This window comes from Pseudoalteromonas sp. 120-MNA-CIBAN-0494, from assembly GCF_040308885.1.
GTDB classification, from domain to species: domain Bacteria; phylum Pseudomonadota; class Gammaproteobacteria; order Enterobacterales; family Alteromonadaceae; genus Pseudoalteromonas; species Pseudoalteromonas nigrifaciens.
The window spans coordinates 316,121-337,816 of the sequence record NZ_JBEOOE010000001.1 but is presented as its reverse complement, the minus strand read 5'-3'; the positions used below and the strand labels follow the sequence as shown (position 1 = coordinate 337,816).

Genomic DNA, 21,696 nt, shown 5'->3' with positions numbered 1-21,696 from the left:
AAATTAGCGCTTAAGCTTTGTGTAACAAACATACAAGGCTTGCCAGTCGCTGGCTTGCCAGTTAAATACAGGGTTGCGGCCTTGTTCTTTTAAAAACGAGCGCTTTAGGCGTTCCATATTACTTTGTTGCCATTGTAAGGCGGGCGGTTTAATTTCGCCGCGATCAAAGTCAATAATATATACTTGGCCAGTGTCATTAAATAAAATATTATTAATGTTTAAATCTGCGTGGTATACGCCCTTACTGTGAAAGAGCGCAATGGTTGTGGCGATACTTGCTAATTCAGATTCAGTTAAAGCACGCTCAACGAGTATATCCAGTACACTTTTGGCACCTGTTACCGCCTCGGTAATAATATCACCGCGGTAAATTAACCCGCTTCGAGTCACTTTTGCAGCAATGGGAGTTGGTACATTTAAGCCAAGCTCAATTAACTGCGCCATTAAAGCAAACTCTTTATATACTCGCGTTTGCTCAAAGCCTAAATACAAGTATTGGTCACTGAGTAATTTACCGACCAAGCCACCGCGCCAATAATGCCTCAGCACAGCGGTTAGTTCATTATTTTTAAAAAACCACGCCATTGCGCGGCCTTTTTTAGCACCCACTATTTTATTTTGTTGCTGCCAGTAGTCGGCATTAAACCAGTTTAAATTAACCTGATTTTCATAATTAGGGTGGCTCAGCAGAGTATGCTTACCTTGGACGTGTTGTTTGAACATAGCTCACGGGTATTACTTAAATATGCGCCTATGTTAGCGCGTTTTAAAGCCGAGGATAAGTACTTGCAATAGCGCGATTATAATTTAAGATCGGGTTTTACTATTTAATGCCCAAGGAAACGCGTGACTCCAGTGCCTAACTACTCCTCTATTTGTATTTTACGACTCTCTGCTATTGGCGATGTATGCCATGCTGTAAGTGCAGTACAAGCGATTCAAAAAGCGCATCCTAATGCAAAAATCACTTGGGTTATTGGCAAAGTAGAAGCTATGTTATTGGCCAACTTACCCGGTATTGAGCTGGTGGTGTTTGATAAAAAACAAGGCAGCGTGGCACTGAAAAATTTAAAGCAAACTTTTAAAGGGCAAAAATTTGATGTACTGCTTAATATGCAGGTAGCACTAAGGGCCGGGTTTGTTGCACGTTGTATTCCTGCAAAAGTTAAAATAGGCTTTGATTGGGCGCGCTCAAAAGAGCTGCATAGCTTATTTATAAATAAACGTATTGCAGCGCAGCCACATGCGCATGTGCTAGAAGGGTTTAAAGGCTTTGCTAAAGCCATTGGCGTAAATGATTATCAGCCAAGTTGGGAAATGCCTTACACACAGCAAGATCAAAACACAGCCGATGAATTACTCACTGCAGAATATTTATCTAATAAGCTGTTTGTTATCTCTCCAGCAGCAAGTAAAGCGCAGCGCAATTGGCTTCCCGAACGTTATGCTGCGCTTGCAGATTATGCTCATCAGCAAGGGTTTAAAGTGGTATTGACCGGCGGCCCTACCGAGCTGGAAATAAACCTTGCCAATAATATTATTAAACACAGCCAGCACCGCATTTTAAACCTAGTTGGTAAAACTAAGCTTAAAGAATTGTTATGCGTGTTAAAACGCGCCAGTGTAGTGCTAGCCCCAGATACTGGCCCTGCTCATATGGCAGTAACGGTAGGCACTCCTGTTATTGGGCTATATGCCCATTCAAACCCAGCGCGTACAGGGCCGTATTTATACCAAAACTATGTGGTTGAGGTATACCATCAAAACTTGCTTAAGCAAACGGGTAAAACAGCGCAGCAGCTGCCTTGGGGCACACGTATTAAAGGTGACGATTTAATGAGCCAAATTACCATTGATGCGGTAAAAGCGATGTTTGATCATGTTGTGCAAAAAGAGTCGTTATAATGAATCAATCACACAAAAATAAAGCACTATTTTTAGATAGAGATGGCGTAGTAAACGTTGATCATGGCTATGTGTATCAAAGTGAGCAGTTTGAATTTATCGAAGGCGTATTTACCACGTGCAAGGCATTTTATGATGCCGGTTATAAAATTATTATTGTTACTAATCAATCTGGTATTGGTCGTGGTTATTACACCGAGGCAGACTTTATAGCACTAACCAGCTGGATGAAAGCACAGTTTAGCGCACATCAAATACTGATAAGCGACGTTTATTTTTGCCCTCATCATCCTATAAATGCATTGCCTGAGTATTTAAAACAGTGCGCTTGCAGAAAGCCAGCTCCAGGTATGCTACTGCAAGGTATTAGTGAGCATAATATCGATCCGCAGCAAAGTATTATGGTAGGCGATAAAAAAAGTGATATGCAAGCTGCAGAACAAGCTGGCATTGCCACGCGCGTATTGGTGCACTCTGGCCAGCAGTTTGATGACAGCGCCAAACAAACTGCAGATTTTATTTTCAATTCAATTAATGATTTACCAGCACTTTTATAAATTCAAATACGCCCCCCAATTCAGGCACTGTAAACTGGCAGGAATTGCTGCCAAATTTATAATTTGCGATGAACTGCAAACAGTGCATTTTATTCGTTAAACTTTTACAATACCCCACATAATAAACAGTAGCTTTGTTTTGCTGTTTAACCTGTTAAATCAAATGGAGACTAAAGATGAGAGCATCTGCTTTTTTTAGCCAGCTACAACAGCAAATTGAAGACGTAAAAACTGAAGGTTTGTATAAAAGCGAGCGTATTATTTTATCGCAGCAGCAAGCTCAAATTGAAGTTGCATCAGGCAAAGTAATTAACTTTTGTGCTAATAATTACCTAGGCTTAGCAAATAGCCCAGAGCTAATTAAAGCAGCGCAAGATGGCTTAGATGCACATGGTTTTGGTGTGGCCTCAGTACGCTTTATTTGTGGTACGCAAGATATTCACAAAACATTAGAGAAAAAAATCAGTGAGTTTTTAGAAACCGAAGATACTATTTTATACTCATCGTGCTTTGATGCTAATACAGGTCTGTTTGAGACTATTTTAGGCGCTGAAGACGCGATTATTTCGGATTCACTTAATCATGCTTCAATTATCGATGGCGTACGTTTATGTAAAGCTAAGCGTTTTCGTTATGCTAATAACGATATGGCTGACCTTGAAAAGCAGCTTATTGCCGCGACCGAAGCCGGTGCTAAAACTAAGCTAATTGCCACAGATGGCGTTTTTTCTATGGATGGCGTTATTTGTGATTTAGCCACAGTGTGTGATTTAGCTGATAAATACGATGCATTAGTAATGGTTGACGACTCGCATGCTGTGGGGTTTGTTGGCGAAAATGGCAAAGGCACACCAGAGTATTGTAACGTGCTTGATCGCGTAGATATTATTACCGGTACATTAGGTAAAGCACTGGGCGGTGCGTCGGGTGGTTATACATCAGGTAAAAAAGAAATTGTTGAATGGTTGCGTCAACGTTCGCGCCCTTACTTATTTTCAAACTCATTAGCTCCGGCAATTGTGACTGCATCGATTAAAGTGCTTGAAATGCTAGAAAGTGGTGGCGAGCTTCGCGCTAAGCTTTGGTCAAACGCTAAATACTTCCGCGAGCAAATGGAAGCTGCTGGCTTTACCTGTGGTGGTAAAGATCATGCCATTATTCCAGTTATGTTAGGCGATGCTAAAATTGCATCATTAATGGCTGATAAGTTATTGGTTGAAGGTATTTATGTAACCGGTTTTTCATTCCCAGTTGTACCTAAAGGTCAGGCACGTATTCGTACCCAAATCTCAGCTGCACACAGTATTGAACAACTTGATACAGCCATTGCTGCCTTTACCCGTATCGGTAAAGAAATGGGCGTAATTTAATTTTATTTTAAACCGCGCTATAGCCGCGGTTTTTTAGTTGAGTGTGAATAATGAAAGCATTATCTAAATTAAAAGCAGAACCGGGTATTTGGATGACAGATGCGCCAAAACCAGAAGTTGGCCATAACGACCTGCTAATTAAAATTCGTAAAACTGCAATTTGTGGCACCGACGTCCATATTTATAAATGGGACGAGTGGGCGAAAAAAACCATTCCTACACCTATGGTTGTTGGCCATGAATATGTTGGCGAAGTGGTTGATATGGGCCAAGAAGTACGTGGCTTTAAGGTTGGCGACCGAGTATCAGGCGAAGGCCATATTACGTGCGGGCATTGTCGTAACTGTCGTGCAGGGCGCGTACATTTGTGTCGTAACACCACAGGTGTAGGCGTAAACCGCGAAGGTGCATTTGCTGAATACTTAGTTATACCAGCGTTTAATGCGTTTAAAATCCCTGATAATATTTCAGACGAATTAGCATCAATTTTTGACCCCTTTGGTAATGCCGTACATACCGCGCTGTCGTTTGATTTAGTAGGCGAAGATGTATTAATTACTGGTGCAGGCCCCATTGGTATTATGGCAGCGGCCGTGGCAAAACACGTAGGTGCACGTCACGTAGTTATTAGCGATGTAAACGAATACCGCCTAGAGCTAGCACGCAAAATGGGTGCAACACGCGCTGTTAACGTAGCCAACGAAAAGCTTGAAGATGTAATAAAAGAGTTAGGTATGACTGAAGGTTTCGATATTGGCCTTGAAATGTCAGGTGTACCAAGTGCTTTTAATTCTATGCTAAATAACATGAATCATGGTGGTAAAGTTGCCATGCTAGGTATTCCACCATCAAATATGGCAGTAGATTGGAACCAAGTTATTTTTAAAGGCTTAGTGATCAAAGGTATTTATGGCCGTGAAATGTTCGAAACCTGGTATAAAATGGCAAGTCTTATTCAATCAGGTTTAGACTTAAACCCAATTATCACTCATCAATATTCAATAGACGACTTTCAAGCTGGTTTTGATATGATGATTTCAGGACAATCAGGCAAAGTGATACTAAACTGGGACTAATGTAGTTCAATACGGTTTTAGCAATGGTATTAAAAGGGCGGCTTGAGTCGCCTTTTTTATTGATTTAATTATTTTAAAAGAGATTTCAATGGCATTTAAACATATATCAATAGCACAAACTCTTGAATTATTAGATAAAGAAGACGTGGTAATTGCAGACATCCGCGATCCAAATTCATATCAAGCGGGGCATATTCCAGGTTCTGAAGCGCTTTCGAACGCTAACATTGCACACTTTATGATGGAAAAAGAGTTTGATCAGCCAATAATTATTGTTTGTTATCACGGTATGAGCTCGCAAGGCGCAGCAAGCTACTTAGTGGAGCAAGGCTTTGAAGATGTGTACAGTATGGATGGCGGTTTTACAGCATGGGAAGCGGCCTACAGCGAGAAAATTGAACGATGATAGAGCTTGGCAGTTTAAATAATCCGCGTGCAGCACAAGGCTTTATAGACTATTTAAAAAGCCAAGGCTTGCAAGGCGAGTTGCGCTCAATAGATGGTAGCACAGTAATTATTAGCGTATTACCTGAGCACTTTCATCAAGTGCAACCGCTTTGGGCTGAGTTTACGCAAAATCCTAATCATGCCCGCTACCAGCAAGCATCTTGGGAAGTTGGAAGTACGCAATCACCGCTTAAGTATCAAGGGCAATCGCTGAATTTAATGGCGCGATTTAAAGCGCTTAGCTGGCTTAATCAAACGGTTAGCATTTTAAGTATTATTATTTATATTGCATTTTTATTGGGTGGGTTTGAAACAATATATACCACGTTGCAGTTTAACCCTGCCGAGCCATTAACGTGGATTACCCCTGCAGTAGTGCACTTTAGCGCCATGCACATTGTATTTAACTTAGTTTGGTGGGTGTCGCTTGGCGATAACATCGAAAAACAATGTGGCAAGCTAAGCCTAATAGGGCTATTTGTAGTAAGTGCCTTAATCAGCAATTGGGCACAATATTTAATGGTTGGCCCTAACTTTGGCGGATTAAGTGGTGTGGTGTATGCGCTACTTGGCTTTTGCTGGATTTACAGCGCCTTAAACCCTAAACAACCTGCATTAGTAAGCACTGCAATTATTGGTTTTATGCTAATTTGGTTGGTGCTTGGATTTGCGGATGTGTTGTTTATAGGAATGGCTAATTGGGCGCATTTAGGCGGGTTAATTAGCGGTATGGCTTATGCCCTTACCACGTCTATGTTAAAAACTAAAAGCCACAATTAGTGATATAAATACTTGGTGAACAAGACTTCACGGATGATCTCTTGTCCCGTTTCTTCTTTTAATAAGCTTTTAAGTTTTGCTGCACTTTTTACTCTTATTTCTTCACGCCCACTGAGCGATTTTATTTTATCTTCAGGTTCTTTAGATAAAATTTCAACTAAGGCGTCGCGCAGCAATGGCGTATGGTGCTCTACGGTTGCAATATCTGATGCGTTATTAAGCATTAAATCGATAGTAATGCGCACATAGCCCATTTTTTTACTCGATGCGCCAATATAGTTGGTAATAATGTCTGGCTCAAAACCAAAGTAACCCACAGTCGAATCTGCTCGTGCGGTTAAGCTTACTAAACTTGCGATAAGTACAAAAAGGCCGGCGAATACTGTTTTTTTCATGTTAAATGCTGTTTTTTATAAACGTGTTGTAAATAGTCTATACCTTATAGTGCCTAATATACAGCGCAGAGCAACTATTAGTGGCAGTAAATCGTACTTTTTCAAATGCTTTGGCAATGTTATTATTCAACTGATTTTTATTAAGTAGAGCAATTGTGATTACTTTCCCTGTTTCATTATCTGCCGATTGGCAATGTGCCTCACTGTTTAGTGATTTATCGAGTGCAGAGCAAGAGTGGTTATTTGAACCGCATTCATTAACAGCCAAATTAAAAAGTCGCTCACAGTGTTTTAGTGTAAAAGTACTTAGTGAGCAAGAGTTTGAGCTTAGTGCAGAGCAACAACAATTATTAGGCTGTACGCAAACTACTGCGCTTAACCGTGAGGTACTTTTACTTTGCGACAATAAACCGGTTGTATATGCGCAAAGCTGGTTGCCAGCAAGTGTTAACGCCGCAAATAATAAATTACATAATATGGGGGAGCGACCATTAGGCGATGTGATTTTTCAAGATCCACAATTAACCCGCACAGATATAGAAATTGCGCGCTTTAATACCCAGCATTCATTACAACAGCTTGTTGCACAATTAAAGTTACCATCGCAAAGTTTACTTGGCCGTCGCAGTCTATTTTCGCTTAAAGACTATAAATTTTTAGTGTGTGAAGTGTTTTTACCAGGAGCGTATTTGTACTCATGAAATTAGCGCGTTTAACCCCAAGCCATATTCCTTATTATATTGCGCTCATGCGTATAGATAAACCAATAGGTACTTTACTATTACTTTGGCCAACATATTGGGCGCTGTGGTTAGCAAATGCAGGAATGCCAAGTTTAACTAACTTTATAGTATTTACGCTGGGTGTTGTGATAATGCGCAGCGCCGGATGCGTTATTAATGATTTTGCCGACAGAAAAATAGATGGTTCGGTTAAACGTACAATGCAGCGGCCATTAGTTTCAGGACAGGTTAGTAGTGGTGAAGCGATTAGTTTGTTTATATTATTAATAACAGTCGCATTTTTACTGGTGTTAATGCTTAGTGTAAATACAATATTACTCTCTTTTGGTGCACTTGCTTTAGCGTTTTGTTACCCGTTTATGAAGCGTTATACACAATTACCGCAAGTGGTGTTAGGCGCAGCATTTGGTTGGGCTATTCCTATGGCTTTTATGGCGTCAATTAATGCACTTCCTATACAGGCTTGGCTGTTATTTATTGCTAATATTTGCTGGACGGTAGCCTACGACACTATGTATGCCATGGTCGACAGAGATGATGACTTAAAAATAGGGGTTAAATCTACCGCTATTTTATTTGGTAAATACGATCGTCACATTATAGGGTTACTTAATTTAGCCTTTATAGCGTTAATGCTCGCTATAGGAGCACTTAATAATATTGGGCTGAGTTATTGGCTTGGTCTTAGTGTTGCTATTGTATTGTTAGTTTACCAACAAGTGCTTATTCAACAACGCGCACGCACCGATTGTTTTAAAGCGTTTTTAAACAATCATTATGTAGGATTAGCCTTTTTTATCGGCTTATTGTTTTCCTACCCTGTCGCATTTTAATAACAGGGTAGAGTATTGTTAGCGGGGTGGATCAATAATGCCACTGATTGACGTGTTTTTTCTGAACCAACCAGCAATCGAGTAGCGTTCATCAACCGCAGGTAGCACTTCATGAACAAAGCGTTCGCTTTCAAATAATACTAAGGTGCCAGCTGTTGGCCTAATAGTAATTTCAATGTCTTTACTTTTAGGTTTATAAATAACTAACTCGCCGCCTTGCTGTGGCGTGTTTAAGTATAAAACGGTGGTAAAAACACGGTTAGAACGACCTTTAAAAGCATCAACATGCTTTTTATAAAAATCACCTAAAGTATATTTTGCGTAGTGGCATTCATAATCAAATAACCCCATAAAAAAACACCGGTTAAGTGTTGTTCTAATGCCTTCCATCGCAGTTTGATAATTTTTTTGGGCTTGCGAACTGCCATCAAACCAGTATGTTTTGTCTTTGCGAATAGTGCTATCAATTTGCTGATTATTTAAGCGGCCAATTCCAGCTAAGCTAAAGTGCGGGTTTATCCGGTAACAATCGGCCATTAAATCAGACATTAAGCCTTCATCAATGGCGTTTTCAACAATAGCGTAACCATAAGCTTCAATATGATCTAAATATATTTCTGAGGTAATAAAGTTGCCCATTGATACTAATTATTAAAATAAAGAGCAGCTAGTCTAGTGCAAAGCAACTTAATAGCCATCATTTATATGTTTAAAGGCACTTATTTTATTTATTAATTTACCGTCATAGCCATTTTTTTTATCAGTGATAACAGGTGCTCTATATGCTCACCCACTTCAATTTTTTGACTCGTTTGTACTATAAGTTGCTCACGGCTTAGGTCTTTATTGGTTTTTAACTGAATAAGATTACTATTTTCAGCAATAGCATTGGTGTGCTCAATGCCTGCTATTGCAAAATGATCTGACTTTTCAAGACCTGCCATTACTTGCTCTATGCTGCCAACTTTAATGCTAGATGATTTGTTTAATCCATCAATGGCTTCATTAAGCATAAGTTGTACGGGTTTAGATTGTGAAAAACAACCAAACATAGGGTAGTGATCTAGCTCTTGTTTGCTAATGTCGGCTTTATGCGCAAGAGGGTGGTTTTTAGAAACAAATAAAATTAGCTGATCAGGTAAGTGAATATCACTACCAATGCTATTAATGGCTTGCGAATAAACACTAATATCTATTTCGCCCTGTTGCAGTTTACGCGAAAGTTCTTGTTTATCTTGGAGTTGCATTTCAATTTTAATATGCGGATATTGATTTAAAAATTGCCCACACGAAATAGGTACAACACTACTTGCTTTGTTGGTGTAGCCAATAATTAGCTTTTTTTCAATAGTGCCATTAATAGATTGAAAAATACGCTGCTTAGTTAATGCCAACTCACTAAGCGTATTTTTAGCATAATCAAGAAAAAGTTCACCAGCATCGGTAAGGTGTACCGAGCGAGTAGAGCGTTTAACTAACTCGTAGCCTATTTCTTCTTCAAGAGTTTGAATGCTACGTGTAAGCGCCGACGTGCTTATTTTAGTTTGTTCTGCGGCTTGTCTGAAGTGGCGTAACATGCCAAGTGCTATGAATTGTTCCAGTTGTTCAAATCTCACTTTATAGTCCCTTTTTATAAGTAAGTCGCATATACGCGAACATAGTAATATTACTTATTAATCTATTAAAATTAATAAGTAATATAATATTTAAATGCGATTGTAAATTTATAATAAATTTCAATCAGCATATCCCTCTTTTAGTATTAATTAAAGAGTGAAATTGTTAAATAGTATTATCCTTTAGGTTAATAACTAATAGTTTGTTATGTGTTTTAAGCTTTTATTATGCAAGTAACATATAAAGTAGCTTTGCCTTAAGGGTTAATAAACCACTGTGCAAAAATTATTATTTGAAACTATAAGCTTTTATTCAACAAAGTTACGACTAACCCGGTTGCTCAATGGTTTATTTTCAATGCTTTGCAGTTCTATTTCAATTGCATCGCAAGAAATATGAATTTCAAATAACGAAGTTAATAACGATAAACTTAAGCAAGTAAGACTAACGCCAAATAAAATAATTCCAGTAGTATTGAGCTCTATAAATAACGCAAACATGGAAAGTGTGCATAGTAAAAAAGATACAACTCCATATACCTGCATGGTTCTTATAAGTTTTATACGCTTTCTTAAATTGGTTATTTGCGCAACAACAACCGGGCGAATTGATTCACCTTCACGGGCGTTTAATCCTCTAATTAATTGCGCTATTACTAAAAATCGGTTTGTATAGGCAAGTAGTAACAATGAAATAGCCGGAAAAAGTAATCCTGGAGTTGTAAGTGTCATATTTATTCCTGCAAGCTGGCTAGTTTATGAATTAACACATTAATGAAAGGCATTGTAAACACAAATAAATGAGGTGAAAATTGCAAAATACTAATAGTGATAACTTAACCGTTGACCCTTTCGCATGGATCACAATATATCGCGCTGAAAATAGTTTAGAAGCGAATATAATTAAAGGCTTAATTTTAAATGATGGCATAGAGTGTCAAATTAAAGGTGAAATGCTGCAAGGAGCTTTGGGAGAAATACCGTTTGATCAGGCTCAAGCCAGTGTGCAGGTTTATGCGATAAAAGAGCGCCATGCGCGACAAATATTGGTAAACTACCAGCAAGTAAAACAATCAGCTCCAGATTGGGTGTGTCCTAATTGTAATGAGCATAATGGATCAACATTTGAATTTTGTTGGTCATGCGAGACGTTAAAAAATGACAAAAGCAAATAACTTTCAGCGTATTAGAGAGCTAAACTACTTACAAAAAGCAGTGTTAGCCAGTGCCTTAATTGAGCGTATGCTACCTAACTATGGCCTATTTAGTGAAGCAACAGGGTTTGGTGACGAAACTGTTTTACGCAGTGCTTTGAATGTGTGCTGGGAAAAAATACTGCTACCAAAAAGTAAGATTGATCTTGAAAAGCAAATCGAAAAAATAGAACCCAATGTGCCTGAGCTAGCTGACTTTGATATGTTTGGTACGTATCCGGCAATTGATGCCGCGACCGCATTATTAAGCCTTATGCATGGTTTAATGGCGCAAGATGAGCAAGAGCTCATAAATATAAGTAAAATATCGCAAGCAACGGTTGCCCGCTTTATTGAATATCAAATGACGGTTGAAGGTGAAGTTGCCGATAACAAAGCAATACGCGAACACCCTCTAATGCAATACGAAATGGATGTATTAGGCGAGCTAATTGACTTTGTAGAAGCCATGGGCCGTGTGACCTCTGATAATGTTAAAGAACTTAAAAAACATGTGCTTGCAGATGGGCAAACCAATATTGGTTTAACATTATAAAACGTAAATAATTTAGTTTAAAAAGCACCTAAATAGGTGGCAGGAGAAAAACAGTGCGAATTTTGGGCATTGAATCGTCATGCGATGAAACCGGTATTGCTATATACGATGACGAAAAAGGTTTATTGGCGCATCAATTATATAGCCAAGTAAAAGTACACGCAGATTATGGCGGTGTAGTGCCAGAGCTGGCATCACGGGATCATGTACGTAAAACACTGCCCCTTATCGACGCTGCATTTGCACAAGCGGGTTGCGGCCCTGAAGATTTAGATGGCGTTGCGTATACAGCAGGCCCAGGTTTAGTTGGCGCACTTCTAGTTGGCACCTCAATTGGTCGCTCTCTTGCTTATGGTTGGGATATTCCCGCAGTAGCAGTGCATCATATGGAAGGGCATTTATTAGCGCCGATGCTTGAGGAAAATGTTCCTGAGTTTCCGTTTATTGCTTTGCTAGTATCGGGCGGACACACCATGATGGTTAAAGTAGCCGGTATTGGCCAATATGAAGTGCTGGGTGAGTCGGTTGATGATGCAGCAGGCGAAGCATTTGATAAAACAGCAAAATTACTAGGACTTGATTACCCCGGTGGCCCACGTTTAGCTAAAATGGCAGAGCAGGGGGTGGCTAAGCGATTTATATTTCCACGTCCGATGACAGACAAGCCTGGTCTAGATTTTAGTTTTAGCGGTTTAAAAACAGCAGCGTCTATCACTATTCGTGAAAACAATGATGACGAGCAAACTAAAGCCGATATAGCGCATGCATTTCAAACCGCGGTTATCGATACCTTGGTAATAAAATGCAAACGTGCACTTAAGCAAACAGGTATAAAACGGTTAGTAATTGCTGGTGGTGTAAGTGCTAATACGCAGTTACGTTTGCAGTTAGAGCGTGTGATGCAAGGTATGAAAGGGCAAGTGTATTATCCGCGTACCGAATTTTGTACCGACAATGGCGCTATGATTGCGTACGCAGGGATGCAAAGATTAAAAGCAGGGCAATTTGCTACCCTTGATATGAAAACTAAACCACGCTGGCCAATCGACAGTCTAGAAGCCATTTAATAGCAGTTAAATATCGCTTTTTTCATCAGTGGGTGCTTTTTTAGCGCCCACTTTTGGCTCGTCACCACTAAATAACCGTGCGATATTAGAGCGATGCCTAAAAATAATTAGTACCGTAATAAAGGTAACGGGTAGCGTATAAAGTGGCTTTATTAACCAAGTGTATAAAGGTGCAAGCGAAACCGCAACTAAGGCAGCAAGAGAAGAATAGCGCGTTATTGCTACCATAATAAACCAAGTACAAATTAACAAACCCGCCAGAGATAGCCCTATAGGTAATAAAGACCCAAAAGCAGTGGCTACCGCTTTACCTCCTTTAAAACCAAAAAATAACGGGAACATGTGCCCTAAACAGGCAGCCACAGCGACTAAACCAAGCGCAAGCGGCTCAAGATCTAAAAAGTAAGCCCCCCAAACGGGAATAGTGCCTTTTAAAATATCAAATACCAGTACTAAACAAGCGGGTAGTGCGCCCCCCAGCCGATAAACATTAGTTGCCCCTGGATTATTAGAGCCATTACTACGCGGATCGGGGAGTTTAAATAACCGCGAGACGAGTATGGCCGACGAAATCGACCCAAGTAAATAGGCTAAAATAAACATTAAAGTGGCTAACACGTGCTTCCTTATTTTTTAATTGTACTTTTTCGGCTATTATTGACGTCAAAATTTATAAACTGCTTTAATTACTAACTAGTATAGCTACCTTGTTATTGTAGAAGTAATTTATATGTATTTAAACACTGCTTAAAGTATATACAGTATTAATTTAATTGATACATTATGCAGTTAACTCAGTGGCTTGTTACTGTCATTAGGAGCATTAATGGACAAGGTATTTATATCGCAATTACACGTCGACACTATTATTGGAGTGTACGACTTTGAAAAAAAAAGTAAACAAAGCCTTTACTTTGACGTTGAAATGTTAAGTGATATTAAACCTGCAGCTGCAAACGATGATATTAATTTAGCACTCGATTATGCAAAAGTAAGTGAGCGGATTATTGAGCACAGTACGGCAAAGCCGGTAGAGCTGCTCGAAACCTTAGTTGAGCAATTAGCGCATATAATTTTGACTGAGTTTAATACCCCACAAGTTACTATTCGAGTAAGTAAACCTGCAGCCGTTGCTCAGGCGCAAACTGTGGGTGTTGAAATTACGCGTACTAAGGCAAGTATTTAAATGGCGCAAATTTATATTAGTTTAGGGTCAAATATTAATAAAGCGCATTATATGCGCTGCGCGCTCATAGCGCTTAAGCCGCACTTTAACGACTTAGTGCATTCTTCAGTATTTGAAAGTGAAGCGGTTGGATTTGCTGGTAATAACTTTTATAACTCGGTGGTTGGTGCTACAACCGATATGCCATTAGCAAATGTATGTAGCTTACTAAAGCAAATTGAGCGCAATAATGGTCGTACTGCAAACGATAAAAAGTTTAGCCCGCGGACCCTCGATTTAGATTTACTATTTTATGATGATGTAATTTGCGACTCTCCCGCACAGTTACCACGTGACGAAATTACAAAAAACGCCTTTGTATTACAGCCTCTAGCTGAAGTAGCTCCACATTTTTATCACCCTGTTGCACAGCAAACCATTGCCGAGCTTTGGCGCGAGTACAACAACCCTCAACAAAAACTATGGAAAGTGGAGTTTTCTAACCCATGAGTATTATTGAAATTATTGTTTTAGCTCTTATTCAGGGATTTACTGAATTTTTGCCTATTTCTAGCTCTGCGCACTTAATTTTACCATCGCAAATATTGGGCTGGGAAGATCAAGGGTTAGCATTTGATGTTGCAGTACATGTAGGTACTTTAATTGCAGTAGTGATTTATTTTCGTAAAGAAGTAAGCAGCATACTTAGTGCATGGTTTAAGTCGTTTGGTGCGCAAGGTAGCACCGATGACAGTAAATTAGGCTGGTGGATAATTTTAGGCACAATTCCAGCCGCTATTTTAGGTTTGCTTTTAAAAGATATGATAGAGCTTTATTTGCGTAGCGCATGGGTGATCGCGGTTACCACCATTATATTTGGTTTATTGCTTTGGTATGCGGATGCAAAAGGTAAGCAAACTAAAACGATTTATCAGCTAAATTGGAAAACCGCGCTTATTATAGGCCTAGCACAGGCCGTTGCGATGATCCCAGGCACGTCACGTTCAGGTATTACTATGACTGCGGGTTTAATGCTTGGCATGAATAAACAAAGTGCTGCACGCTTTTCGTTTTTACTGGCAATACCTATCATTTCTATGATGGGCCTTTACTATACCGTTGAGCTTGCACTAGGGGATCATCTAGTTGACTGGAACACCTTGTTATTAGGTGTTGTGTTGTCATTCTTATCGGCTTATGCCTGTATTTATATGTTTTTAAAAGTAATAGAACGCATGGGAATGTTGCCATTTGTTATTTACCGATTATTGCTAGGGGTCGGGTTAATTGTATTTTTAACGCTGTAATTAATATTTTAACTCGTTTAATTTAAGCGTTTAAAAGCCTTCCTAGTGTGGAAGGCTTTTTTGTCAGTGATACTTTTAACGTTAGTGGCTTAATTATTAAGTTACTTAGGCGTTTTTGGCAACAGTGAAATGCGCATGCGCAATGGTAACGAAGCACGAATTTTGGCATTATAGCGCCATTAAACTTTGCTGTTGTGCAAAGTAAGCACACGATTAAAGGAAAGTAGATGCATATTCATATTTTAGGTATTTGTGGCACCTTTATGGGTGGAATAGCTGCGATTGCTAAATCGCTTGGCCATAAAGTAACTGGGTCTGATCAAAACGTTTATCCACCTATGAGCACGCAGCTTGAAGATCTCGGAATTGAGTTAACCCAAGGCTACGAGGTAACCCAATTAGAGCCAGCGCCAGACATGGTGGTTATTGGCAATGCTATGAGCCGAGGCAATCCATGTGTTGAATATGTACTTGATAAAGGTCTGCCTTATACATCTGGGCCTGAATGGCTAAAACATAACTTATTACAAAATTCATGGGTACTTGCTGTTGCTGGTACACATGGTAAAACCACCACAGCGAGTATGCTTGCATGGATTTTAGAGTATGCGGGTTTAAAACCGGGCTTTTTAATTGGCGGCATAGTACAAAATTTTGGCGTGTCGGCCAAAGTAGGCGAAACCCCCTTTTTTGTTATTGAAGCAGACGAATACGACACTGCATTTTTTGATAAGCGCAGTAAGTTTGTGCATTATTTACCGCGAACACTTATTTTAAATAATCTTGAGTTTGATCATGCCGATATTTTTGAAGATTTAAACGCGATTAAAAAACAATTTCATCATTTAATACGTACAGTACCACAAAGTGGCAAAGTTATTTGGCCAAAGGATGATCAAGCACTTAGTGATGTAATAACTCAAGGACTATGGAGCGAAAGTGAAACCTTGGGTATTGATTGGAATTATGAACTAATAAAAGCCGATGGCAGTGAGTTTAAAGTGTTTTTAAATAATGAAAAACAAGGCACCGTTAATTGGCAGGCAATGGGTGAGCACAACGTTAAAAATGCTATTATGGCAATCGCAGCTGCGCGTCATGTGGGCATTGCCGTTGAGCATAGTATAGCGGCACTTGGCGAGTTTATTAGCCCTAAACGACGCATGGAGCTCAAAGCCGATATTAATAATATAAAAGTGTATGACGATTTTGCACATCATCCAACGGCTATTCAAACCACATTAGCAGGGCTGCGCGCTAAAGTAGGCAGTGATAAAATAATTGCTATTTTAGAGCCGCGATCAAACACCATGAAAATGGGCGTGCATCAACATACATTGCTTGCCTCGTTGAGTGATGCCGATGAGGTACTGCTTTTTGAGCCAGAAAACCTAAGCTGGTCGCTGAGCGAACAAGCGGCTACAGCCGGTATGCAGTGTTTTACCAGTACCCAGGTAATTATTGATACCGTACTTGATAATATAGCAGCTAATCAACATATTTTAATAATGAGCAATGGTAGTTTTAATGGCCTGCATCAGCAACTAGTCGATGCACTGGCTAATAAATACAGCGGAGAATAATTTGCAATTTAAAGACACAATTACCTTAGCATTTAGTGGCGCGTCGGGTGCGCCTTATGGCTTGAGATTATTAGAGGTATTAATAGAGCAGCAATTTCAGGTGTATGTGCTTATTTCAAGTGCAGCGCGAGTGGTATTTGATATTGAATCTGGTATTAAGCTCTCAGGTAATGAAACCAAAGCCAGTGAGCAATTAAGTGCGCTATATAACGCCAAGCCAGAACAGCTAAAAGTATATGGTAAAGACAACTGGTTTAGCCCGGTAGCCTCAGGATCAGCTGCCCCTAAAAAAATGATAGTGTGCCCTTGTAGCGCGGGCACGGTTTCGGCTATTGCTGTTGGCGCATCTGACAACTTACTAGAGCGCGCCGCCGATGTGGTAATTAAAGAGCGTGGCCATCTTATTTTAGTGCCACGCGAAACACCGTTTAATCAAATTCATCTGGAAAACATGCTTAAGCTTTCACGCTTAGGGGTCACTATTATGCCTGCGTCGCCGGGTTTTTATCATCAGCCGCAAAGTATTGCCGACTTAGTTGATTTTATGGTGGCGCGAATTTTAGATCATTTAAACATTGAACATAACCTAACAAAGCGTTGGGGTTATGGTGAGGGCAAGTCATGAGTAAGCAACAAATTGCTTTAAATATAGCAGGCCTTACTAAGGTTTATACTAATGGGGTTGAAGCTGTAAAGGGTATTGATTTACAAGTGCGTGAGGGCGATTTTTTTGCCTTACTTGGCCCTAATGGAGCGGGTAAGTCGACCACAATTGGTGTTATTTCATCACTGGTAAATAAAACAAAAGGTAAGGTTGAGGTGTTTGGTTGCGACATAGACACCGACCTAGAGGCCGCTAAAACGCATTTAGGCTTAGTGCCGCAAGAGTTTAACTTTAGCCAATTTGAAACCCTAACTCAAATATTAGTAACTCAAGCGGGTTATTATGGTGTACCACGCGGCGAAGCACATAAACGCGCCGAAAAGTATTTAACCCAATTGGGGCTGCTGGATAAAAAAGATAAACAAGCGCGTACGCTTTCAGGTGGCATGAAACGCCGTTTAATGATTGCTCGCGCACTTATGCATGAGCCTAAATTACTGATTTTAGATGAGCCAACAGCGGGTGTTGATATAGAGCTGCGTCGCTCAATGTGGGATTTTTTACGCCAAATTAATGAGCAAGGCGTCACCATTATTTTAACCACTCATTACTTAGAAGAAGCAGAGTTATTGTGTAAAAACATAGCCATAATAGACAATGGCCTGATTGTTGAAAACACCACTATTAAAGCACTGTTATCTAAGCTTGATAAAGAAACCTTTATTTTAGATTTAAAAACACCGGCTAAGCCAGTTACCCTAGAGGGTTATAAATTTACAATGGACGACGAGCATACTATTGAAGTTGAAGTGGCTAAATCGCAAGGCTTAAACGCTGTATTTAGTGCGCTAACCGAGCAAGGTAATACCGTGTTGAGTATGCGTAACAAAGCAAATAGATTAGAAGAGTTATTTGTTGGATTATTAGAACAAGGTCGGGGCAAATAAATGTTTAAATATGGCGTAGCTTTAAAAAGTATTTGGATTAAAGAGTGTATTCGTTTTTTACGTATTTGGGTGCAAACCTTAGTGCCTCCAGCAATTACCATGAGTTTATATTTTGTTATTTTTGGTAACTTAATAGGCTCACGTATTGGTGATATGGGTGGCTTTAGTTATATGGAGTTTATTGTACCTGGGCTGATAATGATGTCGGTTATTACTAACTCCTATTCTAATGTAGCCTCAAGTTTTTACTCTACTAAATTTCAAAAAAGTATTGAAGAGCTACTTGTAGCCCCAGTGCCAAACTACATTATTGTGCTTGGCTATATGGGCGGTGGCATGACGCGCGGAATAATGGTGGGCTTTATTGTTACCTGCGTATCGTTATTGTTTGTTGATATTCAAATTCATAATATTTTTATCATTATGGCTACCGTTATTTTAACCTCTGCGGTATTTGCACTCGGCGGCTTAATAAATGCTATATATGCTAATAGCTTTGACGATATTAGTATTATTCCTACCTTTATTTTAACGCCGCTAACTTATTTAGGTGGGGTGTTTTATTCAATTACATTACTGCCTGAGTTTTGGCAAAACGTATCACAAGTAAATCCTATTATTTATATGGTTAACGCGTTTAGGTATGGGTTTTTAGGCGTGTCGGATGTTGATTTAAGCTTGGCAGTTGGTGTTATTTTAGTATTTATTATCGCGTTATTTACCTTAGCGCTGACATTAATTAAAAAAGGTGTGGGGCTAAGACACTAATGACTGATGCAAATTCGCGTAGTATTGTATCTAACCAAGCGGGTATTCACGAAAAGCTGGATGACATAGTTAACAAGCATTTAAACGCAGAGTTTAAAAAGCCAATAGCAGCGCATACACAAAAAGCGTTTGACGAGGTGAATGCTAAAGTACAGGCGTTTAAAGGCCCACTCATTTTAGATTCGTGTTGTGGTGTGGGAGAAAGCACCGCTAATTTAGCTAAGCGCCATCCCGATGCGCTGGTAATTGGTATCGATAAATCGTCGCACCGCTTAGATAAACACGATGTAGAGTATAAACAAACCGACAGTGGTCAGTATATTTTGGTGCAAGCAGACTTAAACGACTTTTGGCGTTTAGCCGTGGCAGCAAACTGGCAACCTAGCCACCATTATTTGCTTTACCCCAATCCGTGGCCTAAATCTAAACATATTCGTAGGCGTTGGCACGGCGCGGCTATTTTTCCGTTTATTGTAAAGTTAGGCGGTAAATTAGAAGTACGCAGTAACTGGGATATTTACGTTAAAGAATTTGCCAGAGCACTTGAACTAACCGGTAATGTTTGTCAGGTTTCTGCTTATGGGGCAGATGAAGCAATTACCCCATTTGAGCGTAAGTACTGGGCTAGTGGCCAACAAAGCCACCGCTTGATTATTAGTTTAACTCAGGGTTGATTAACTTTACTGCTCAAATAATGGATTAACATGTGGCGCTGGATGGGCAATGAAATTACCCTGCATTAGCGTCACATTTACTTTTTTGAGTGCCGTAGCTATAGCTTTGTTCTCTACCATAGAGGCAATTAGTTGAATATTTTGCTGCTTTGCAAAATTGGCTGTGTAATCAACAAATAATGCCGTGTTCTCGTCATTAACTATTTGCTTTATTAGCATGCCATCTAACTTTATTGCGTCAATTTCCAATTTTAAAATATTGAGTGTATTTGCAAAGTCATTGCCAAAACTGTTAATCATCACCTTGATCCCCTTACTTTTAACCATAGTTATAAATGCCCTTACGCTTGAATAATTGGCGATAACTTGTGGTTCAAATAAAACTAAAGTGATATTTTCAGGGTGCGGATAGCGCTGTAACTCGTAAGCAATGTATTCATTTATGCTAGGGTCTAATATATCTTCAATAGTAATATTTAAACTCCAGCTAATTTGTGTTTTACGAAAGCGGCTAAGACACTGTGAAAATAATGTACGGGTTAATAAGCCATCCATACGCAAGCGTATTACGGTATTTGAAAATGCATCGGGTTTTAAAATTTCGCCCTGTGAAGTCACTATTCGTGGCGTGCACTCGTAGTGTAGTGTTTGTTTAGACTCTATATCAATAACAGCCTGAAAATAGGGCACAACGCGCTTTTGCTCAAACGCTTCACGTACTTCTTTTGCTATTTCTAAATTATATAAATACAGCGACTTTGAGTCATTTATAGCCTCAGAGTAATTAACAACACTAAGGTTACCTTGTTTTGCCTGTAAAGCCGCAATATGGGCATTTTTTAGCAGTAACGACTTGTTTCCTCGGGCAATACCTGCACATAACGTAATGTAAATAAAGGGATTGGTTAAAAATGGCGTATTAAAATTATATGATTGGATTAAATTACTTAGCTCTTCGTATGGGGTTTCTTTGGGGGTTAGTAACACCAGTTTGTTGGTTGCTACACGATAAATACGATAATTTACATTGCTGTGCTTTTTAAAGTGTATTAGTAATTTTTTCATTACTTTGTCACCCACTTTAGTACCGTAAAAGCGGTTTATATTTTCAATTTCGTTCACCCAAATTATGGCCATTTGCATATGGTGAACAGGGGTATTTAAAAAATGTTTTTCAAGCGCAATATGATTAGCAAAACCACTACCAGAGTCTCTCATGGCGGCGCGTTTAGTCGCGAAGTTATACATAATTAGCAACAATATAATAACAACTAAAAAAAAGCCGCCTAAAACAGCCGATGTTGAGGCGCTTTGCGCTAACTTATTATTAATAGTTTTAAGGCTTATATCGGCAGCAGTTAAATATGTAATGCCATTTTTATCAATATGCGGGATAAAAATAGTTTTAAAGTCGCCCCATTGATCACTCGATATTTCAAAAACAGGCTCAGTAGATAAAAAGGCACCAATATTAGCCTTAGTTGCCTCTGGGTATAAATCTAAAAACTGGGTTACCTTACCACTATTTTGATCCTCTTGGGTGTAGCTAGAGGCGCTAAAATGAACCTTGCCATTAATTAGCACCATAGAATATACATAAGCAATATCGAGTGCTTGTGCAAGCTCAGAAAGCTGCTTACTTTTACTTTCGTAAGTTGCAAAGCTAATAGTTTGGGTTTTATTTATTTTACTGTGATAGTCATCGCCCAAAATATATTTAACGCTGGTGGCTGCATTAATAAGGCGATTATCGAGGGTGTTAATTACATCACTGCGAATGGTGCTATAAGTATAATAAACACAGATAATTAAACTGATTAAAAACAGCATAAAAGCGCTTATTAATCCATTTATTCTTAGTTTTCCTTGTAGCATATAATTCCCTTTTTATTGTTAAATTAATTATACGCAAAAAAAACAAATGCCCAATGACTTAATTGATTTTGAATTAAAAAGATAAAAAACAGCCAAAATTAGTATTATTTGTCATGTCATTTAGCGTTTTTATGGCTTTAAGCGAGACATTTTCTTAATATTGCAGTAAAGTTAGCGCAATTATTAAAAACCCTGTTACTAAAATAGCACCTTAATTTAGTGTGTTTAATAGAGT

26 protein-coding genes are annotated in these 21,696 nt (G+C 39.1%); 19 read left to right on the top strand and 7 right to left on the bottom strand.

Going from position 1 to position 21,696, the window contains the following annotated elements; genetic code table 11:
* Positions 1-3 precede the first annotated feature (3 nt).
* Positions 4-723 (bottom strand): 3-deoxy-D-manno-octulosonic acid kinase, encoded by a 720-nt coding sequence (locus AAEY55_RS01570; protein ID WP_350549777.1) that lies wholly within the window; start codon positions 721-723, stop codon positions 4-6.
* A gap of 123 nt (positions 724-846) precedes the next feature.
* Here AAEY55_RS01570 and AAEY55_RS01565 point away from each other — a divergent pair, with 123 nt between their 5' ends.
* The 6 genes from AAEY55_RS01565 (at position 847) to glpG (ending at position 6,135) form a co-directional block, all read left to right on the top strand.
* The gene (locus AAEY55_RS01565; protein ID WP_058373979.1) at positions 847-1,905 is read left to right on the top strand and encodes a glycosyltransferase family 9 protein; all 1,059 of its coding nucleotides are present in this window, start codon (positions 847-849) and stop codon (positions 1,903-1,905) included.
* Positions 1,905-2,462, top strand: a complete 558-nt coding sequence (gmhB, locus tag AAEY55_RS01560) for a D-glycero-beta-D-manno-heptose 1,7-bisphosphate 7-phosphatase (RefSeq protein ID WP_350549772.1) — start codon at positions 1,905-1,907, stop codon at positions 2,460-2,462. Before AAEY55_RS01565 ends, gmhB begins: the two co-directional genes overlap by 1 nt.
* A gap of 176 nt (positions 2,463-2,638) precedes the next feature.
* Positions 2,639-3,832 carry a glycine C-acetyltransferase gene (locus tag AAEY55_RS01555; RefSeq protein ID WP_192532074.1) on the top strand — a complete coding sequence of 398 codons (1,194 nt, stop codon included), beginning with the start codon at positions 2,639-2,641 and terminating at the stop codon, positions 3,830-3,832.
* Between the two features lie 50 nt (positions 3,833-3,882).
* Positions 3,883-4,908 (top strand): L-threonine 3-dehydrogenase, encoded by a 1,026-nt coding sequence (tdh, locus tag AAEY55_RS01550; protein WP_350549769.1) that lies wholly within the window; start codon positions 3,883-3,885, stop codon positions 4,906-4,908.
* An 88-nt stretch (positions 4,909-4,996) separates the two neighbouring features.
* Entirely contained in the window at positions 4,997-5,314 is a 318-nt protein-coding gene (gene glpE, locus AAEY55_RS01545) for a thiosulfate sulfurtransferase GlpE (protein WP_350549766.1), read from the top strand.
* Entirely contained in the window at positions 5,311-6,135 is an 825-nt protein-coding gene (glpG, locus tag AAEY55_RS01540; RefSeq protein WP_350549764.1) for a rhomboid family intramembrane serine protease GlpG, read from the top strand. The genes glpE and glpG overlap by 4 nt, the downstream gene beginning before the upstream one ends.
* Here glpG and AAEY55_RS01535 read toward each other — a convergent pair.
* Entirely contained in the window at positions 6,132-6,530 is a 399-nt protein-coding gene (locus tag AAEY55_RS01535) for a flagellar basal body-associated protein FliL (RefSeq protein WP_011328969.1), read from the bottom strand. The genes glpG and AAEY55_RS01535 overlap by 4 nt on opposite strands.
* Before the next feature lie 155 nt (positions 6,531-6,685).
* Here AAEY55_RS01535 and AAEY55_RS01530 point away from each other — a divergent pair, with 155 nt between their 5' ends.
* Positions 6,686-7,231: a chorismate lyase gene (locus AAEY55_RS01530; RefSeq protein ID WP_011328968.1), complete on the top strand. Its 546-nt coding sequence runs from the start codon at positions 6,686-6,688 to the stop codon at positions 7,229-7,231.
* Entirely contained in the window at positions 7,228-8,106 is an 879-nt protein-coding gene (gene ubiA / locus AAEY55_RS01525) for a 4-hydroxybenzoate octaprenyltransferase (RefSeq protein WP_086994012.1), read from the top strand. Before AAEY55_RS01530 ends, ubiA begins: the two co-directional genes overlap by 4 nt.
* Positions 8,107-8,124: 18 nt before the next feature.
* Here the strand turns inward: ubiA and AAEY55_RS01520 are convergent, their stop codons facing one another.
* The 3 genes from AAEY55_RS01520 to AAEY55_RS01510 form a co-directional block, all read right to left on the bottom strand.
* Positions 8,125-8,745, bottom strand: a complete 621-nt coding sequence (locus AAEY55_RS01520) for a 2OG-Fe(II) oxygenase (protein ID WP_041454529.1) — start codon at positions 8,743-8,745, stop codon at positions 8,125-8,127.
* A 92-nt stretch (positions 8,746-8,837) separates the two neighbouring features.
* The gene (locus AAEY55_RS01515) at positions 8,838-9,722 is read right to left on the bottom strand and encodes a LysR family transcriptional regulator (RefSeq protein ID WP_041454528.1); all 885 of its coding nucleotides are present in this window, start codon (positions 9,720-9,722) and stop codon (positions 8,838-8,840) included.
* A gap of 309 nt (positions 9,723-10,031) precedes the next feature.
* Complete coding sequence (locus AAEY55_RS01510; RefSeq protein ID WP_011328964.1) at positions 10,032-10,454, bottom strand: DUF2721 domain-containing protein; 423 nt, start codon at positions 10,452-10,454, stop codon at positions 10,032-10,034.
* Positions 10,455-10,534: 80 nt separating this feature from the next.
* Here AAEY55_RS01510 and AAEY55_RS01505 point away from each other — a divergent pair, with 80 nt between their 5' ends.
* The 3 genes from AAEY55_RS01505 to tsaD are packed head-to-tail and all read left to right on the top strand — an operon-like array spanning position 10,535 to position 12,538.
* Positions 10,535-10,897 (top strand): DUF2007 domain-containing protein, encoded by a 363-nt coding sequence (locus AAEY55_RS01505; protein WP_208834294.1) that lies wholly within the window; start codon positions 10,535-10,537, stop codon positions 10,895-10,897.
* Entirely contained in the window at positions 10,881-11,471 is a 591-nt protein-coding gene (locus tag AAEY55_RS01500; protein WP_011328962.1) for a YjaG family protein, read from the top strand. Before AAEY55_RS01505 ends, AAEY55_RS01500 begins: the two co-directional genes overlap by 17 nt.
* A 53-nt stretch (positions 11,472-11,524) precedes the next feature.
* Complete coding sequence (gene tsaD / locus AAEY55_RS01495) at positions 11,525-12,538, top strand: tRNA (adenosine(37)-N6)-threonylcarbamoyltransferase complex transferase subunit TsaD (RefSeq protein WP_011328961.1); 1,014 nt, start codon at positions 11,525-11,527, stop codon at positions 12,536-12,538.
* Positions 12,539-12,544: 6 nt separating this feature from the next.
* Here tsaD and plsY read toward each other — a convergent pair whose 3' ends face one another.
* Positions 12,545-13,156, bottom strand: a complete 612-nt coding sequence (plsY, locus tag AAEY55_RS01490; RefSeq protein WP_058373966.1) for a glycerol-3-phosphate 1-O-acyltransferase PlsY — start codon at positions 13,154-13,156, stop codon at positions 12,545-12,547.
* Between the two features lie 208 nt (positions 13,157-13,364).
* Between plsY and folB the strand changes: the two genes are divergently transcribed.
* The 8 genes from folB (at position 13,365) to AAEY55_RS01450 (ending at position 19,586) form a co-directional block, all read left to right on the top strand.
* Positions 13,365-13,724, top strand: a complete 360-nt coding sequence (gene folB / locus AAEY55_RS01485; protein WP_350549760.1) for a dihydroneopterin aldolase — start codon at positions 13,365-13,367, stop codon at positions 13,722-13,724.
* Positions 13,725-14,213 carry a 2-amino-4-hydroxy-6-hydroxymethyldihydropteridine diphosphokinase gene (gene folK / locus AAEY55_RS01480; RefSeq protein WP_182677866.1) on the top strand — a complete coding sequence of 163 codons (489 nt, stop codon included), beginning with the start codon at positions 13,725-13,727 and terminating at the stop codon, positions 14,211-14,213.
* Positions 14,210-15,010, top strand: a complete 801-nt coding sequence (locus AAEY55_RS01475; RefSeq protein WP_350549757.1) for an undecaprenyl-diphosphate phosphatase — start codon at positions 14,210-14,212, stop codon at positions 15,008-15,010. The genes folK and AAEY55_RS01475 overlap by 4 nt, the downstream gene beginning before the upstream one ends.
* 227 nt (positions 15,011-15,237) lie before the next feature.
* Positions 15,238-16,593 carry a UDP-N-acetylmuramate:L-alanyl-gamma-D-glutamyl-meso-diaminopimelate ligase gene (mpl, locus tag AAEY55_RS01470; RefSeq protein WP_086993990.1) on the top strand — a complete coding sequence of 452 codons (1,356 nt, stop codon included), beginning with the start codon at positions 15,238-15,240 and terminating at the stop codon, positions 16,591-16,593.
* Position 16,594: 1 nt separating this feature from the next.
* Positions 16,595-17,218: a flavin prenyltransferase UbiX gene (locus tag AAEY55_RS01465; RefSeq protein ID WP_041454762.1), complete on the top strand. Its 624-nt coding sequence runs from the start codon at positions 16,595-16,597 to the stop codon at positions 17,216-17,218.
* Positions 17,215-18,144 carry an ABC transporter ATP-binding protein gene (locus AAEY55_RS01460; protein WP_208834297.1) on the top strand — a complete coding sequence of 310 codons (930 nt, stop codon included), beginning with the start codon at positions 17,215-17,217 and terminating at the stop codon, positions 18,142-18,144. Before AAEY55_RS01465 ends, AAEY55_RS01460 begins: the two co-directional genes overlap by 4 nt.
* On the top strand, positions 18,145-18,912 hold the full coding sequence (locus AAEY55_RS01455; protein WP_350549753.1) for an ABC transporter permease: 768 nt from the start codon (positions 18,145-18,147) through the stop codon (positions 18,910-18,912).
* Positions 18,912-19,586 (top strand): SAM-dependent methyltransferase, encoded by a 675-nt coding sequence (locus AAEY55_RS01450; RefSeq protein ID WP_350549750.1) that lies wholly within the window; start codon positions 18,912-18,914, stop codon positions 19,584-19,586. Before AAEY55_RS01455 ends, AAEY55_RS01450 begins: the two co-directional genes overlap by 1 nt.
* A 6-nt stretch (positions 19,587-19,592) precedes the next feature.
* Here AAEY55_RS01450 and AAEY55_RS01445 read toward each other — a convergent pair whose 3' ends face one another.
* Entirely contained in the window at positions 19,593-21,461 is a 1,869-nt protein-coding gene (locus AAEY55_RS01445) for a GGDEF domain-containing protein (RefSeq protein WP_350549747.1), read from the bottom strand.
* Between the last annotated feature and the right edge of the window lie 235 nt (positions 21,462-21,696).